The 13,476-nt window shown below is 66.4% G+C and carries 16 protein-coding genes; 8 read left to right on the top strand and 8 right to left on the bottom strand.

Annotation, left to right across the window (positions count from 1 at the left end; translation table 11 throughout):
- Nucleotides 1–627: 627 nt before the first annotated feature.
- Nucleotides 628–1,020: a MerR family transcriptional regulator gene (locus A7X12_RS12160; RefSeq protein ID WP_064311895.1), complete on the bottom strand. Its 393-nt coding sequence runs from the start codon at nt 1,018–1,020 to the stop codon at nt 628–630.
- 74 nt (nt 1,021–1,094) lie between these two features.
- Between A7X12_RS12160 and A7X12_RS12155 the strand changes: the two genes are divergently transcribed.
- Nucleotides 1,095–1,859 carry a glutaredoxin family protein gene (locus tag A7X12_RS12155; protein WP_064311894.1) on the top strand — a complete coding sequence of 255 codons (765 nt, stop codon included), beginning with the start codon at nt 1,095–1,097 and terminating at the stop codon, nt 1,857–1,859.
- A 6-nt stretch (nt 1,860–1,865) separates the two neighbouring features.
- On the opposite strand, the gene copD is transcribed toward A7X12_RS12155, so the two are convergent.
- A complete protein-coding gene (gene copD, locus A7X12_RS12150) occupies nt 1,866–2,771 on the bottom strand; it encodes a copper homeostasis membrane protein CopD (protein WP_064311893.1) in 906 nt (301 codons plus the stop codon).
- Nucleotides 2,771–3,154 carry a copper homeostasis periplasmic binding protein CopC gene (gene copC, locus A7X12_RS12145; RefSeq protein ID WP_064311892.1) on the bottom strand — a complete coding sequence of 128 codons (384 nt, stop codon included), beginning with the start codon at nt 3,152–3,154 and terminating at the stop codon, nt 2,771–2,773. The genes copD and copC overlap by 1 nt, the downstream gene beginning before the upstream one ends.
- Before the next feature lie 126 nt (nt 3,155–3,280).
- On the opposite strand from copC, the gene A7X12_RS12140 reads away from it, so the two are divergent.
- The 7 genes from A7X12_RS12140 to A7X12_RS12110 are packed head-to-tail and all read left to right on the top strand — an operon-like array spanning nt 3,281 to nt 9,010.
- Nucleotides 3,281–3,556 (top strand): hypothetical protein, encoded by a 276-nt coding sequence (locus tag A7X12_RS12140; protein WP_064311891.1) that lies wholly within the window; start codon nt 3,281–3,283, stop codon nt 3,554–3,556.
- Nucleotides 3,553–3,993: a periplasmic heavy metal sensor gene (locus A7X12_RS12135; protein ID WP_064311890.1), complete on the top strand. Its 441-nt coding sequence runs from the start codon at nt 3,553–3,555 to the stop codon at nt 3,991–3,993. Before A7X12_RS12140 ends, A7X12_RS12135 begins: the two co-directional genes overlap by 4 nt.
- The gene (locus A7X12_RS12130; RefSeq protein ID WP_064311889.1) at nt 3,990–4,553 is read left to right on the top strand and encodes an RNA polymerase sigma factor; all 564 of its coding nucleotides are present in this window, start codon (nt 3,990–3,992) and stop codon (nt 4,551–4,553) included. Before A7X12_RS12135 ends, A7X12_RS12130 begins: the two co-directional genes overlap by 4 nt.
- 51 nt (nt 4,554–4,604) lie before the next feature.
- Nucleotides 4,605–6,467, top strand: a complete 1,863-nt coding sequence (locus tag A7X12_RS12125; protein WP_064311888.1) for a copper resistance system multicopper oxidase — start codon at nt 4,605–4,607, stop codon at nt 6,465–6,467.
- Nucleotides 6,464–7,603: a copper resistance protein B gene (locus A7X12_RS12120; protein ID WP_064311887.1), complete on the top strand. Its 1,140-nt coding sequence runs from the start codon at nt 6,464–6,466 to the stop codon at nt 7,601–7,603. The genes A7X12_RS12125 and A7X12_RS12120 overlap by 4 nt, the downstream gene beginning before the upstream one ends.
- 10 nt (nt 7,604–7,613) lie before the next feature.
- Nucleotides 7,614–8,375 (top strand): COG4705 family protein, encoded by a 762-nt coding sequence (locus tag A7X12_RS12115; protein WP_157105583.1) that lies wholly within the window; start codon nt 7,614–7,616, stop codon nt 8,373–8,375.
- A 50-nt stretch (nt 8,376–8,425) separates the two neighbouring features.
- Nucleotides 8,426–9,010, top strand: a complete 585-nt coding sequence (locus A7X12_RS12110; RefSeq protein WP_198162018.1) for a DUF305 domain-containing protein — start codon at nt 8,426–8,428, stop codon at nt 9,008–9,010.
- A 122-nt stretch (nt 9,011–9,132) separates the two neighbouring features.
- Here the strand turns inward: A7X12_RS12110 and A7X12_RS12105 are convergent, their stop codons facing one another.
- From A7X12_RS12105 to A7X12_RS12085, 5 genes are all read right to left on the bottom strand, one after another.
- Nucleotides 9,133–9,546, bottom strand: coding sequence for an OsmC family protein (locus A7X12_RS12105; protein ID WP_064311886.1), 414 nt, complete (start codon nt 9,544–9,546; stop codon nt 9,133–9,135).
- Between the two features lie 35 nt (nt 9,547–9,581).
- A complete protein-coding gene (locus tag A7X12_RS12100; RefSeq protein WP_064311885.1) occupies nt 9,582–10,055 on the bottom strand; it encodes a hypothetical protein in 474 nt (157 codons plus the stop codon).
- 11 nt (nt 10,056–10,066) lie between these two features.
- Nucleotides 10,067–11,302, bottom strand: a complete 1,236-nt coding sequence (locus tag A7X12_RS12095; RefSeq protein ID WP_064311925.1) for a molybdopterin-dependent oxidoreductase — start codon at nt 11,300–11,302, stop codon at nt 10,067–10,069.
- 88 nt (nt 11,303–11,390) lie between these two features.
- Nucleotides 11,391–12,542 (bottom strand): TDT family transporter, encoded by a 1,152-nt coding sequence (locus tag A7X12_RS12090; RefSeq protein WP_064311884.1) that lies wholly within the window; start codon nt 12,540–12,542, stop codon nt 11,391–11,393.
- Complete coding sequence (locus tag A7X12_RS12085) at nt 12,539–13,411, bottom strand: LysR family transcriptional regulator (protein ID WP_064311883.1); 873 nt, start codon at nt 13,409–13,411, stop codon at nt 12,539–12,541. Before A7X12_RS12085 ends, A7X12_RS12090 begins: the two co-directional genes overlap by 4 nt.
- Between the last annotated feature and the right edge of the window lie 65 nt (nt 13,412–13,476).

Here is a 13,476-nt window from a genome sequence, read left to right as displayed (position 1 = left end):
CAGAAACCGCTATTTCTGCGGCTTTTCTGGCAGTTTTGGGAAGCCCCAAAAAGGGCGCAGGTGGCGGAGCGGGAGGAAGCCCAAGATTGATCTTAAGTAATTCAATTAACAACTAAATACATGAGACCGCGAGACGCGCCCCCACATTTTTCCCCACACTTTTTGTGAGATTGCCAGGAACGATCTGGCACGACTGCCGACCGCTACTCGCCCACTTTCAGCCGCTAGGAGGCGCTTGAGGGCTTCCCAGAAGCGGACATGGCGCGAGCTTGGTTCGCGGTAGGTCCCGACGCGCCGGCAGGGAGGGGGCACCCAGCTGCGCACCTACTCTCAGACGGCCAGCCAGGCGACTGATCAACCCAAAAGCGGACCCGGGCGCACGGCCCGCAGATCCACCTCGCCAGGGACCGGGAGTGGGACTTTCCTGCCGTTCCCGGTTCGCTCCTTGAATGGCGGCTTTCGTCGACAGCGGACGCCCTAGCCGTGCATGGATGCCATCGCCGATCGACTGACGTGAGCTGTGTGCAGAATGCCGGATTCGGGACAACGAAGCCAGTTTAGCTGCCAATCGCCTATAGTCGGCCCCACACCCGATTGCGTTTGTGCAGGACAAGCTGGCGCTGGAGCTCAGGCGCAGCGCTCAAATGCGGTGATGATCGGACACGCGCCAGCGGCTGTGTTGGCGCACTCGCTCGCGAGTTTGGCTAGCGCGGCTCGTGCGGATTGCATCTCGGCGATTTTCGCATCGATCGCCGCGATCCTGGCTTCGGCAAGATGCCGGGCCCGCGTCCGGTCATCGACCGCGTCGAGGCCAAGCAGTTCGCCGATTTCCTCAAGCGTGAAGCCGGCGGTCTGGGCCGAGCGAATGAACCGCAGGCGCCGCACATCGTCGTCGCCATAGCGCCGGATGCCCGCGTCGCGCGTAGGCTCGGCCAGCAACCCCCGCCGCTGGTAATAGCGGACCGTCTCGACCCCGACCCCGCCCTTCGCGGCGAGCTTGCCGATCGTCAGCATTTCCATGCCTTGACTCCGTACCATGGTACGGAACCTATATGGGTCGGGACCGATCAATCGCAAGGCGATGAGGACCCGCAATGACCCACCAATCCCCCAGGCGCGCGACGCTCTATCGCATGGTGATGCCCGAGCATGTTTGCCCCTATGGGCTGAAGGCCAAGCACCTGCTCGAGACCCAGGGCTATGCGGTCGATGACCGCTGGCTCAAGACCCGCGCCGAAACCGACGCGTTCAAGGCCGAGCATGGCGTGAAGACCACGCCGCAGACCTTCATCGATGGTCGGCGGATCGGCGGCTATGACGATCTGCGCCGCTTCTTCGGCAAGTCGGTGCCCGATCCGGATGCCACCAGCTACACGCCGGTCGTCGCTGTGTTCGCGATGACCGCGCTGATGGCGCTCGCCGTAAGCCAATCGGTCTATGGCACGCCGCTCACGGTCCGTGCCGCCGAATGGTTCATCTCGCTCAGCATGTGTGTGCTGGCGCTGCTCAAGCTGCAGGATGTCGAGCGCTTCTCGAGCATGTTTCTCAACTACGATCTGCTGGCGCGGCGCTGGGTGCCCTATTCCTACGTCTATCCGTTCGCCGAAGGTGCGGCTGGTGTGCTGATGACCGCCGGTGTCCTGACCGGGCTCTCCGCCCCGGTGGCGCTGGTGATCGGCGGGATCGGGGCGATCTCGGTGTTCAAGGCGGTCTATATCGACAGGCGGGAGATCAAATGCGCCTGTGTCGGCGGATCGAGCAAGGTGCCGCTCGGCTTCGTCTCGCTGACCGAGAATGTCATGATGGTCGCGATGGCGATCTGGATGGGGCTAGGGTCGCTTGGTCTGGTGCATGGCTGATCGCCGCTACAGGGAAGCCGGGGGCGCGAGCGTGCCGAGCCACGAGACCACCGCCAGGACCGCGAGTATGGCCGAGAACTCCAGCCCGAGGCTGAGCCGCAGACGAGCCATGGTGGTCGGGGTTGCGTCGCCCTGCAGGGCAGGTGCGAGCTGCCAGCGATTTACCGCCGCCAGCACCAGCATCGCCGCGAACAGGCCGAGCTTGGCCAGCAGCAGGCGGCCATAGTCGGTGGTGACGAGCATGCCCAGCCGTTCCGGTCCGACGAGGATATAGCCATTCAGCAGTCCGGTCAGGATGAGCACGGCAACGATGGCTGTCCCGGCGCGCGCAAAGCCCGCGAGTGCGTCGCGGGCGATGTAGAGCGATTCCGCATCCCGCGCGCGACCGACCAGCAGGAGAAAGGCGATCAGCGCACCGAGCCAGGCCGAGGCGGCAAGAAGATGGAGTATGTCACCTAGAAGCTGGGCCGTGCCCCAGACGCCTTCACCCGCCGCGCCATGCCCGGTCCAGGCGAGGCTCGCCACCGCGATGCCACCCGGCAGGACCAGAGCCCGGCAATATCGCATGGTCCAGTGCCGTCTAGCCAGGGCGAGAGCCAGCACCGCCAGCAGCGCGAGCACACGCGCCGTCCATGCCCAGCCGATGCCGGTATCGGTCAACAGCATGATCAGCGTCGCTCGGTCCACCTGCGTCACGCCGACCCCGAGCATCGCGGCCGCCATCAACAGAAAGCCCGCTGCGCTCAGCCCCAAGCCGCTCAGCGACAAGGCGACGATGGGCCATCGCAGCGAAAAGGCCGTCATACGCGCCGCGGCTGGGAGGCCGTAGCGCGCGAAGGCCGGCAAGCCGAACAATGCGCCGAGATCGAGGTAGAGACCCCAGCGCACAGCAACCAACGGCCAGTCGGACATCACCGGACCGTGAAGGTCACGCTGCCGGTAACGCGGTGGGTATCGCCCGACACGGCGTGCCAGTTGACCGCATAGCTGCCGGCGGCGAGCGGTCGACCGAAGGCGATCTCCAACGTCTTGCCATCGGCAGTGACGCTCGTCTTTGCGCCGTTGATCTTCATCGGCGGGTGATCCTTCATGCCGGGCATCGCCGTCATCACTATCTCGGCCCCGGTCATGGCCGGCATCAGCCGCTCGTTGAACGTCAACGTGACCTGACGCGGAGCACTTACCGTCGATGCGGCGGCCGGTGTGCTGCTCACCAATTTGGGATGCGCAAGCGCCGGACCGGCCAGGCCGATAGAGAGTGCCGCCAGCGCCGACAGGATGATCTTCTTCTTCATCGAACCACTCCAACCATGTTCAAGCATCCAATACGCAGCGCCGTCTGCTATCCCTCGATCCGTCGGCAGTGATTTGGCGATGAGGGATGTCACGCCCGGTTGCGTATGGCTGGGGTAGATGGAGTGATGACGATGGATGTGGATGCGGCCCTGCGACGGATGCGGGAACTACCGGTCGATCCGCGACTGGCGGGGATCGAGGGCGGCGTGTTCGACGGTATCGCGGATGCCCGCGGCAAGCCGCTTGGCGGCCGGCTGGTCGGCCTAGCCGCCAGCCTTGCGCTGCTGATCGGTCTGCTTGGCTCGACCATCCCCGGCTATGCCGATCCGGCACCCTCCGCCGCGCCGTTCGGTACACCCTCGGCGCTCGCTCCCTCGACATTGCTCGGTACCGTCGAGTGACCGACCGCCGCCGCCTGCTCCTGATCGCCGCCATCGCCTTTCTGGCAGCAGTCGCCGGCGCGTTCATCGGGCGCGCCTTCATTGCCCGGCCCGCGCCGGTCGAGAATGCGCTGCACACGCTGCTCCATCACGATCTCGATCTGGACAGCGGTCAGAAAGCCCGGATGGACGAGATCGAACGGCGCTTCGCGGTCCGCAAGCAGGCGCTCGATCTCGAGCTGCGCGCCGACAATGCCCGGCTCGCCGGCGCGATCGAGGCGGAACATGGCTATGGCCCCGGCGTCGCGGCGGCGGTCGACCGCTCGCACCAGGCGATGGGGCAGCTCCAGAAGGAAACGCTCGAGCATATCTTCGCGATGCGGGCCGTGCTCAAACCCGATCAGGCGGCGAAATTCGATGCCGCGGTGGTCAAGGCGCTCACGGCCAAGGAACGGTGAGCCTCGACCTCGCCGGCTGCTCGGACGGCGAGCTGGCGGCGCTCGCATTGGCCAGGCGCCAGGCGGCCTATGCCGAACTGATGCGCCGGCATCGCGAGAGCGTGTTCCGGCTGCTGCGCGGGCTCGTCGGAGACAGTGACGCGGCGATCGACCTGACCCAACAGACCTTCATCGCCGCCTTTGGCGCGCTGGCGCGCTATGACGCCGAGCGCCCGTTCCGCGCATGGATCGGGCGGATCGCGGTCAACAAGGCGCGCGACTGGTCGCGGCGGCGGGCGGTGCGCCGCTTCTTCACCTTCGCGCGACCGATCGAGGAGGCGCATGCCGTCGCCGATTCCGCTGCCGCCAGCGACGTCCAGATCGCCGACCGGCGCGAGCTGGAACGAACGATGGCGGCGATCGCCGAGCTGCCGGTCAACCTCAGGCAGGTCCTCGTCCTGCGGACCATCGAGGGCATGAGCCAGGCGGAGACCGGCGAGACCCTCGGGATCGGCGACAAGGCGGTCGAGACTAGGCTCTACCGCGCGCGCAAAAAGCTGGAAGAGATGCTGAGGGGTTGAGGGCGTCTCTGCGTAAACCCTCCATACGCACGCGACAGGGACTGGTATTTCATGGACTTCTCGACCGTCGATCGGCGCACCTTGCTGCGCGGCCTCGGGCTGGCCGGCGGCACCGCGGCGCTCGCGGCATGGATGCCCGCCTGGGCGCAGCCGGTATCGCAAGGCCTGCCGACCGTCTCGGGTGACGACATCACGCTGCGCATCGCCTGGCAGATGATGACGATCGACGGCCACCGTTCGCTCGCGATCGGGATCAACGGCACGGTGCCGGCACCGCTCATCCGGCTGCGCGAAGGCCAGAAGGTGCGGCTCAACGTCATCAACGATCTCGACGAGGACAGTTCGGTCCATTGGCATGGCCTGCTGGTCCCGCCCGAGCATGACGGCGTGCCCGGCATCTCGTTCCCCGGCATCAAGCCGCGCTCCAGCTATCTCTACGAGTTCCCGGTGCGCCAGAGCGGCACTTACTGGTATCACAGCCATTCGGGCTTCCAGGAGCAGCTTGGCCTCTACGGCCCGATCGTGATCGATCCCGCCGGTGCCGATCCGGCCCAGTCCGATCGCGAGCATGTCATCGTGCTGTCGGACCACAGCCAGCTGTCGCCCGAGGCGATCTTCCGGCGGATGAAGGTCAATCCGGGCCATTTCAATTTTCAGCGCCAGACGCTGTCAGGGCTCCTTTCGGGTCGCGACCAGAAGGAGAAGGACCGTCTCGCCTGGGGCAGGATGCGAATGGACCCGGCCGATATCTCCGACGTAACCGGCGCGGCCTATACCTATCTCGTCAATGGTCATGGGCCGGCCGACAACTGGACGGCCCTGTTCACCCTGGGCGAGCGTGTCCGCCTGCGTGTGATCAACGCGTCGTCGATGACGACCTTCAACGTGCGTATTCCCGGCCTCAAGCTGACCATCGTCCAGGCCGACGGCCAGAACGTGATGCCGGTCGCGGTCGACGAGTTCCAGATCGGCGTCGCAGAGACTTACGACGTCATCGTTACGCCGACCGAGGACAAGGCGTTCACGCTGGTCGGCGAGGCGGTCGACCGCTCAGGGCTGGCGCGTGCCACGCTCGCACCGCGTGCCGGCATGGTCGCGCCGGTCCCGGCGCTGCGTCAGCGCCCGCTCGCCACCATGAAGGATATGGGCATGGACATGGGCGGCGACATGGCGCCGCGCGGCGTCGATCCCAGCGCCGAGCAGTACGCCTCGCGCACGCTTGCGACGCCGGGAAGCCCCGCTGCCGCGCCCATGGCCGGCGTGGATCATGCGACCATGGATCGCGGCGCGATGGACCATTCGGCGATGCCGGGGATGGATCATGGTGGCGGCGCGATGGCCGGCCATGACATGGGCTCGATGCGCATGCGCGACTTCGGCAATGCGCCGCAGGTGAAGCGCGGTCCGGGGGTGCAGACGATCTCACCCATGCCGGTCGATCGCACCGGCGAGCCGGGACAGGGCCTAGCCGATGTCGGCCACAAGGTGCTGGTCTATCGCGACCTGATGGCGTTGGAGCGCAATCCCGACGTCCGTGCGCCCTCGCGCAGCATCGACCTCCACCTGACCGGCAACATGGAGCGGTTCATGTGGTCGCTCGACGGCGAGAAGATGTCGGACGTCCACGAGCCGATCCCGTTCACCGAAGGCGAGCGGGTGCGGGTGAACCTGATCAACGACAGCATGATGGCGCATCCGATCCACATCCATGGCCATTTCTTCGAGCTGGTGACGGGGCATGGCGACCGCGCGCCGCGCAAGCACACAGTTATCGTTCAGCCCGGCGGGATCGTCACCTGGGACTTCACCGCGGACGCGGTCGGCGACTGGGCGTTCCACTGCCATCTCCTCTACCACATGGCGGCGGGCATGATGCGCGTCGTCAGCGTGCGTCAGAAGGGAGATGCAGCATGACGCATCTCGCCTCGCTCCTGTCCGCCAGCGCCCTGATCGCGCTCGCATCGCCTGCCGCCGCGCAGGATCATTCGATGCACGATCTGCCGGGCATGGCGATGCCGTCCGCCAAGCCGGCGGCAAAACCCAAGCCGAAGCCCAATCCCGCCACCCTGGCGCCACGCAGAAGCCAGCCTGCTGCAAAACCTGCATCCCCTACGCCCGCAAAGCCCGTACCGGCTCCAAGCGGCCACGAACGCCATGACATGGGCGGCATGGCGATGCCGACGAAGCCGGCGCAGTCTGCACCGGCGCAGGATAATGGCGCCATGCCCGGGATGGACATGCCGGCCGACCATGCTGGCCATAACATGGCGGCGATGCCCTCGGGAGACCAGGCCGGCACCGATCTCCCCGCTGGCAGCGCACCCGCGCCAACGCCACCGATGGATCATTATGCCGATCGCCAGTTCCCCAAGGCCGATATTGCGCATGCCCGTGACATGATGATGCGCGAGAGTGGCGGGCAGACGATGGCGACGGTGATGTTCAACCTCGCCGAATATCAGGCGCGAAGAGGGAGGGATGGCTATCGCTGGGATGGCGAGGCCTGGCTCGGCGGCGATATCAACCGGCTGACCATCAAGTCTGAGGGCGAAGGCGTGCTGCGCCAGGGCGTCGAAGCCGCCGAAGTGCAGGCGCTCTACAGCCGCGCGATCGGTCCCTACTTCAACCTCCAGGCCGGCGTGCGGCACGATTTCAGGCCGAGCCCGTCGCGCACCTATGCCGTCATCGGGTTCGAGGGCCTCGCGCCATACTGGTTCGAGGTCGAGGGCGCGGCGTTCCTGTCCGACAAGGGGGACGTGTTCGGCCGGCTCGAAGGCTATTACGACCAGCGGATTACGCAGCGTGTCGTCCTGCAGCCGCGCATCGAGCTCAACCTGTCGGCGCAGGACGTGCCCGAGAACCGCATCGGCGCCGGCCTCAGCAGTGCCGAGCTCGGCCTGCGTCTGCGCTACGAGGTCACCCGCCAGTTCGCGCCCTATGTCGGCATCTCCCACGAGGCGAAGATCGGCCAGACGGCACGCTACGCCCGCGCCAATGGCGATGATCCGACCACGACCAGCTTCGTCGCCGGCATGCGGATCTGGTTCTGAGGAGGGCGTCATGATCAAGCCGGATATGGACGAAGTCGCCAGCAAGGTGCCGGCGGTCACGCTCGGCTTCTGGGCCATCAAGATTCTGGCCACCACGCTCGGCGAGACTGCGGGCGACACGCTCAGCATGAGCCTCGACATGGGATATCTGGTCAGCACGGCGATATTCGGCGGATTGCTCGCGCTGTTCATTGCGGCGCAGATCAAGGCGCGTACATTCCATCCGGCGCTTTACTGGACGACGATCCTCGCCTCGACGACGGCGGGCACGACGCTCGCCGACTTCGCGACCCGGTCGCTCGGCATCGGCTATAGCGGCGGCTCCTTGCTGCTCCTCACACTCGTGCTCGGCTCGCTGGCTGCCTGGAAAGCGACACTCGGCCGGATCGCCTCGGATGATCTGCGCGGCATGCGCCCGGAGCTGTTCTACTGGGTGACGATCACCTTTTCGCAGACCCTCGGCACGGCGCTGGGCGACTGGCTGGCAGACACCGGCGGACGCGGTTACCTCGGCGCGGCGGTGATCTTCGCGCTCGCGCTCGCCGGGGTCGCCGCGCTCTACCGGTTGACCCGCACCAGCCGGGTGCTGCTGTTCTGGGCCGCTTTCGTCCTGACCCGCCCGCTCGGCGCGGCGGTCGGCGACTTTCTCGACAAGCCGCTCGCCAGCGGCGGCCTCGACCTGAGCCGACCTCTCGCCTCGGCGGTGTTGCTGGGCGCAATCGCCCTGTTACTCGTTGTCATTCCGCAACGTGCCGGGCGGCATCCGGCGTGAAGCGAAACCATGGGGTTATGCAGCGCAGAGATCAGGAGAGAGGTGGAGCGATGAAGGATCAAAAACAGGGCAGCGGCATGGGCTATGGCCGGTTCGCCGCGATGATCGCGACCTCGACGGTCGTGATGTTCGGGCTCATGTATCTCAACACCTATGCGCTCGACCATGTCATGTTCAGCCAGACGCGCATGTGGATGGCGCTCCTCATGGGGGCGGTGATGGCGATCATCATGCTCGGCTTCATGTGGGGCATGTACCCCAATCGGCGCGCCAATATCGGCATCGTCGCCGGTGCCGCGGCCGTCTTCGCAGGCCCATTGTGGCTGGTGCGCAGCCAGGAGACGGTCGACGATGTCGCCTATATGAAGGCGATGATCCCGCACCATTCGATCGCGATCATGACCAGCGAGCGGGCGCACATCCGCGACCCGCAGGTGCGCAGACTGGCCGATGGCATCATCGATGCCCAGGTTCGCGAGATCGCCGAGATGAAGCGGATGATCGCCCGACTGGAAGCCAATCCGGTCGCCGCCGGGGCGCCCGACCTGCGCTCCTATCGCGACCTTGGCACGCAGCCCCCTGCACCGCAGACCGATGAGAGCACCGGCATCGATACGCGCAAGAAGGTCCGATAAGCATGGGTTCGCCACGAATGCTCGCCTGCGGATCCCGGATGGCAACTTGCGACACAAGCTTGATCGGGCCCCCGACTCTCAGCTCCTGAAAGTTGCTCTGGTCCGCGGGGACTTGGGATGGGTCAGGTCGCGTTCGTCTCCACGGTCGCACCGCGCGTAAGCATCCGATGGATCGGGCATATCTCCGCTATTTCGAGCAGACGGGCGCGTCGGTCGCCCGGAAGGTCGGCAGGGAAAGTGATCGCGCGGACGAAATGATCGGGCGGATTGCGCGTCGCATCCCGCGTGAGAACGACTTTTGCCCGAACCGCGCCGAGCGCCCAGCCTTTGCGCTTTGCATACATCCGGATCGTCTGGAGCGTGCATGAAGCCAGCGCCGCCTGGACCAGCTCGTGGGGCGTCGGGCCCAAGTCCAGTCCGCCGAGCTCCACGGGTTCGTCGACGACGAATGCGGCCGGTCCCGCGACCATGCGGAGTTGGAGCCCGCCTGTGCCCAGATCTTCGGCAGTGGTCGGCCGTCCCATTTCCGTGGTCATGCTTTTCCTCGTTAAATCCAATGGACAGTCTGCGGTCAGCCGGTAGCGCCCGAAGACTCGGGCGCCTGCTTACGCGAACTGCCCTTAACCGCCGACGCCGGTTGCTGGCCGGGCATGGCGGACAGATAGGACACGATTGCCGGCATGTCCTTCTCCGCAACCGGCGCCTTGTAGACATCGCGCATCTTGGTGACGATGCCTTTCCACTGGTCCGGCGCCAGTGCCGGCTGAGTCATCGCCATGCTCGCCGAATGGCACGAGGTGCAGCTAGCATTGATGATGTCGGCGTTGGGGCCATCGGGATATTGCTGGTCGTCGATCGGCATATCGATCGAGGACGAAACCAGCGTGAACCCACCCGCCGACACGCTGGACGGCGGGGGTGGAGGCGAATGTTCGGCGACGGTCCTGGGCGCAGGCCGCTCGGTGGGTGGCCCGATCGCCACCAGCGCGAGGACGAATATCGCAAACATGCCGACGACGATCACGCCGATCGAGGGAAATTTCATGGCGCGCCTCCTCAGCCGGCGATGATCGTGGTGGTTTCGATATTGCCGCGCATGAAGCCGCCGGGGTTCCAGATCGGCTGCAGCGGCTGGGCAACGCCGCGGGTGTTCACGCACCGCGCCATGATCGCATTCGAGCCCCGCGCCAGCGGCACTCGGCTGTCCCAGCGGCGGAAGCTATACGCTCCCTGGTCGGGCCCGAGCCGGCTCGCGTACCAGTGCCGCCCGCCATCGGGCGAGACATCGACCCGGGCGACGCCGCAGTCGCCGCCCATCGCGATCCCGCCGACCTCGATCGTCGGCTCCCAGGCGATCGCCTGCCCATCGGGCAGGCTGGTCATCCAGCTGCGCGGGATCATCCGGTTGATCGGCACGGCCGGGAAGTCCTTGGTTCCCGGCGCGACATTGGCGCCCGGCGTTGCCGGAATCTTGTAGGCCTTAGCCATCCAATATTGGTCGTCGGGTCCGGGCAGCACCTCGATCGAGTTCAGCATCTTGACCCAATAGGTCGAATACCAGCCGGGCACGATCAGCCGGCAGGGAAAGCCGTTGAGCAGCGGCAACTGCTCGCCATTCATTCCGAAGGCGACCATCACCTCGCCATCGCGGGCATGGTCGATGTCGAGCGCCTTCTCGAAATCGGGCGCTCCCGCGACCACCGGCTGGTCGAGCGCGCCGAAGCGGACCTGCACCGCGCCGGCCTTGACGCCCGCCAGATCGAGGATGTCGCGCAGCCGTACCCCGAGCCACTTGGCGTTGCCCATCGCGCCATTGCCCCACTGCGCGCCGGGGACGCGCGGCTGGAACAGACCCCGCGAATTGCCCGAGCATTGGTTGACCGCGGCCAGCTCGACCCGCGGCAGCCGCAGCAACGCGTTGAGGCTGATCGACAGCGGCTTCTCGACATGGCCGAAAACGTTGAGGCGGAAGCTGTCGACGTCGATCGAGGTCGGGATATCCGCCCAGTGCCAGCGCACGAAGAACTGGTCGTTCGGCGTGAACACGTCGCGCTCGAACACCTCCATCGGCGTCTCCAGCAGCGGCGGGTGGACGCGCTGCAGGATCATGCTGCCCTTGCCGGGAAAGGCACTGGTCATCGGCCGGGTGCCGTTGCCGCCGGGCAGATGCAGGTCGGTCAGCGTCTCCGCCAACGCCGGGGCCGCCGCCAGGCCGAGCGTGCCAAGCGCGGTGCGGCCGAGAAGCCGGCGGCGGCTGGTCTCGCCGGCAAGTGCGGCGTCTAGCGTATCCATCATCACTCTCCCTGTCGCGTTACAGGCTGGCGGATTGCGGGGCGGTTCGGCAAGCGATCGGACAAACCGTTCCGATCGCCAATGCGGATCAATTCGGCTGGGCGATGCAGGGCGATACGAACAGATGCCCGCGCCAAGCCCCGGCCAGCGTCTTTGCCCCGACGACCAGCCACATCGCGGCAAGGGCGATGGTCAGTATGGTCCCGTAAATCCCGAAGAACCCCAGTCCCAGCGTCGTGCCCAGCCGGAAGGTCGCGACCGTGTAAACCCCGAGCGGGAAGGTATAGCCCCACCAGCCCAAGTTGAACGGAATGCCGGCGCGCCAGTAGCGGATGGTGATCAGGGTCGCGAGAGCGAGCCACCACAGGCCGAAACCCCAGAGCAGCAGCCCGGCGATGGTGCCGATGCCCTGCGCCACGGGCCCGAGCGCCGCCAGTCCGTTGGCCGCGAGGATTGCCGGCGCATCGCCGCCCAGGACGAGCATGCCGAGCGCGCCGGTACCGATGGGGCCGAGCGCCAGCCAGCTCGACGCTGCCATGCTTTCGTGCGGCAGCTTGTGCAGCGCCATGCGCAGGATCAGGATCGCAAGGATGCCGAAGGCGACGGGCACCGAATAGGCCCAGAGCACATAGGAAGTGACGAGGACCGTGAACTGCGCCTGCGCGCCGGCCAGATGCGGTGCCAGCAGCCCGCCGCTGGCACCCGCCACCTCCGCGGCGACGATAGGTAGCAGCCAAACTGCCGTCATCTGGTCCAGGGAATGCTCGTGCCGGGTGAACATTAGATAGGGAATGACCACGCCGCAGCTCAGCGCCATCGCCACGTCGACCCACCACAGCAGCTCGGCGACACCGACGATGCCCTGGCCGAAGCGGCCGATACCGAAGGCGAGGCAGCCATTGATGATCGTCGCCAGCCCCATCGGGATCGTGCCGATGAACATCGACACGGTATTGTGCCCGAAGATCCGCCGGGCCTCCTGCCCGAACAGGATCCAGCGCGCGCCGTAGAGGCCGGCGAACAGGGCGAACAGGCCGATGTTGAACAACCACAGCACCTCGCCGACCGGCCGAAGCATGACACCCCAGCCGGGGATCTGCGGCAACGCCAGCGCGAGGATACCCGTGCCCATCGTCGCGGCGAACCAATTGGGCGTGAACTGGCGGATCATCTCGCGCGGGTGATCGAGGCGGCTCAGCGGCTTCAGGCCCTGAAGAACGGTTTGCGGGTCGGCGTTCATTTCGCCTGCTCCTTGATAAGGTCGGTAAGCGCATCGGCGGCGCGGGTGCGGTAGCGCTCCTTGTGGCGCAACGCGTGAAACGGGCGGTCGGGCAAGCCGAGCGGGAGCTCGACCAAATCGCCGGCCTTGAGCGCGCGCGCGACCACCAGCCGCGAAAGGACCGCGACGCCCGCGCCGGCCTCGACCGCGGTGCGGACGGCTTCGTTCGACGGCAGCGTCATCGTGACGTTGAGCCCGCCGGGATCGAACCCGCGCATGCGCAGCACATCCTCGAAGGTGGAGCGCGTGCCCGAACCCTGCTCGCGCACGATCCAGTTGGCCCGGCGCAGCCAGTCCTCGTCGACATGGCCGGCATCCGCATGGCCGACGAGCACCATTGGATCGGTGCCGACCACCCAATGCGCCAGCGCGGGCTCGTCGATCATGCCCTCGACAAAACCCAGCTCCGCCGCGCCATCGAGCACGCGCCGGGCAGCGCCCTCGCTATTGTCGATGGCTAGCTCGACCGCGATCTGCGGGTGACGGACATGGAAAGCGGCCAGCCGGGGCGGCAGCCAGTAGCTGGCGATGGTCTGGCTGGCAACGAGCCGGAGCGTGCCGCGCTGCAGCCCGCCATATTCGGACAGCACCAGTTCGGCGTGCGCCGCCTGGCCAAGTACAGCGCGGGCTTCGTCGAGGAACATCCGGCCGGCTTCGGTCAGCTCGATGCCGCGCCCCACGCGGTGGAAGAGCGGCACGCCGTGGCGTGCCTCCAGCGCCGCGATCGCGCCGGAAGCGGCGGACTGGGTGACGTTCAGCGCTTCCGCGGCGCGGGTCACATGCTCGCGCTCGGCCACGCCGACAAAGATTCGTAATTGTTCGAGGGTCATCTCGGCCTCCTGAGAACCAGAGATAGACCGTGGCAATCAATCTATCCAACAGTTTGGTATGTTCG

It is taken from the genome of Sphingomonas sp. TDK1, assembly GCF_001650735.1.
Lineage (GTDB): Bacteria > Pseudomonadota > Alphaproteobacteria > Sphingomonadales > Sphingomonadaceae > Sphingomonas.
Note: the sequence above shows the minus strand (reverse complement) of the source record. Positions and strands in the feature narration are given on the sequence as shown.

What these genes read in the sequence shown, in the direction of transcription:
- A7X12_RS12115 (WP_157105583.1), top strand. Translation starts at nt 7,614, where the DNA reads ATGATCAAGCCGGATATGGACGAAGTCGCCAGCAAGGTGCCGGCGGTC.
- A7X12_RS12095 (WP_064311925.1), bottom strand. Translation starts at nt 11,302, where the DNA reads ATGGATACGCTAGACGCCGCACTTGCCGGCGAGACCAGCCGCCGCCGG.
- copD (WP_064311893.1), bottom strand. Translation starts at nt 2,771, where the DNA reads ATGTCCGACTGGCCGTTGGTTGCTGTGCGCTGGGGTCTCTACCTCGAT.
- A7X12_RS12100 (WP_064311885.1), bottom strand. Translation starts at nt 10,055, where the DNA reads ATGAAATTTCCCTCGATCGGCGTGATCGTCGTCGGCATGTTTGCGATA.
- A7X12_RS12125 (WP_064311888.1), top strand. Translation starts at nt 4,605, where the DNA reads ATGGACTTCTCGACCGTCGATCGGCGCACCTTGCTGCGCGGCCTCGGG.
- A7X12_RS12110 (WP_198162018.1), top strand. Translation starts at nt 8,426, where the DNA reads ATGAAGGATCAAAAACAGGGCAGCGGCATGGGCTATGGCCGGTTCGCC.
- A7X12_RS12155 (WP_064311894.1), top strand. Translation starts at nt 1,095, where the DNA reads ATGACCCACCAATCCCCCAGGCGCGCGACGCTCTATCGCATGGTGATG.
- A7X12_RS12140 (WP_064311891.1), top strand. Translation starts at nt 3,281, where the DNA reads ATGACGATGGATGTGGATGCGGCCCTGCGACGGATGCGGGAACTACCG.
- A7X12_RS12160 (WP_064311895.1), bottom strand. Translation starts at nt 1,020, where the DNA reads ATGGAAATGCTGACGATCGGCAAGCTCGCCGCGAAGGGCGGGGTCGGG.
- A7X12_RS12085 (WP_064311883.1), bottom strand. Translation starts at nt 13,411, where the DNA reads ATGACCCTCGAACAATTACGAATCTTTGTCGGCGTGGCCGAGCGCGAG.
- A7X12_RS12120 (WP_064311887.1), top strand. Translation starts at nt 6,464, where the DNA reads ATGACGCATCTCGCCTCGCTCCTGTCCGCCAGCGCCCTGATCGCGCTC.
- A7X12_RS12090 (WP_064311884.1), bottom strand. Translation starts at nt 12,542, where the DNA reads ATGAACGCCGACCCGCAAACCGTTCTTCAGGGCCTGAAGCCGCTGAGC.
- copC (WP_064311892.1), bottom strand. Translation starts at nt 3,154, where the DNA reads ATGAAGAAGAAGATCATCCTGTCGGCGCTGGCGGCACTCTCTATCGGC.
- A7X12_RS12105 (WP_064311886.1), bottom strand. Translation starts at nt 9,546, where the DNA reads ATGACCACGGAAATGGGACGGCCGACCACTGCCGAAGATCTGGGCACA.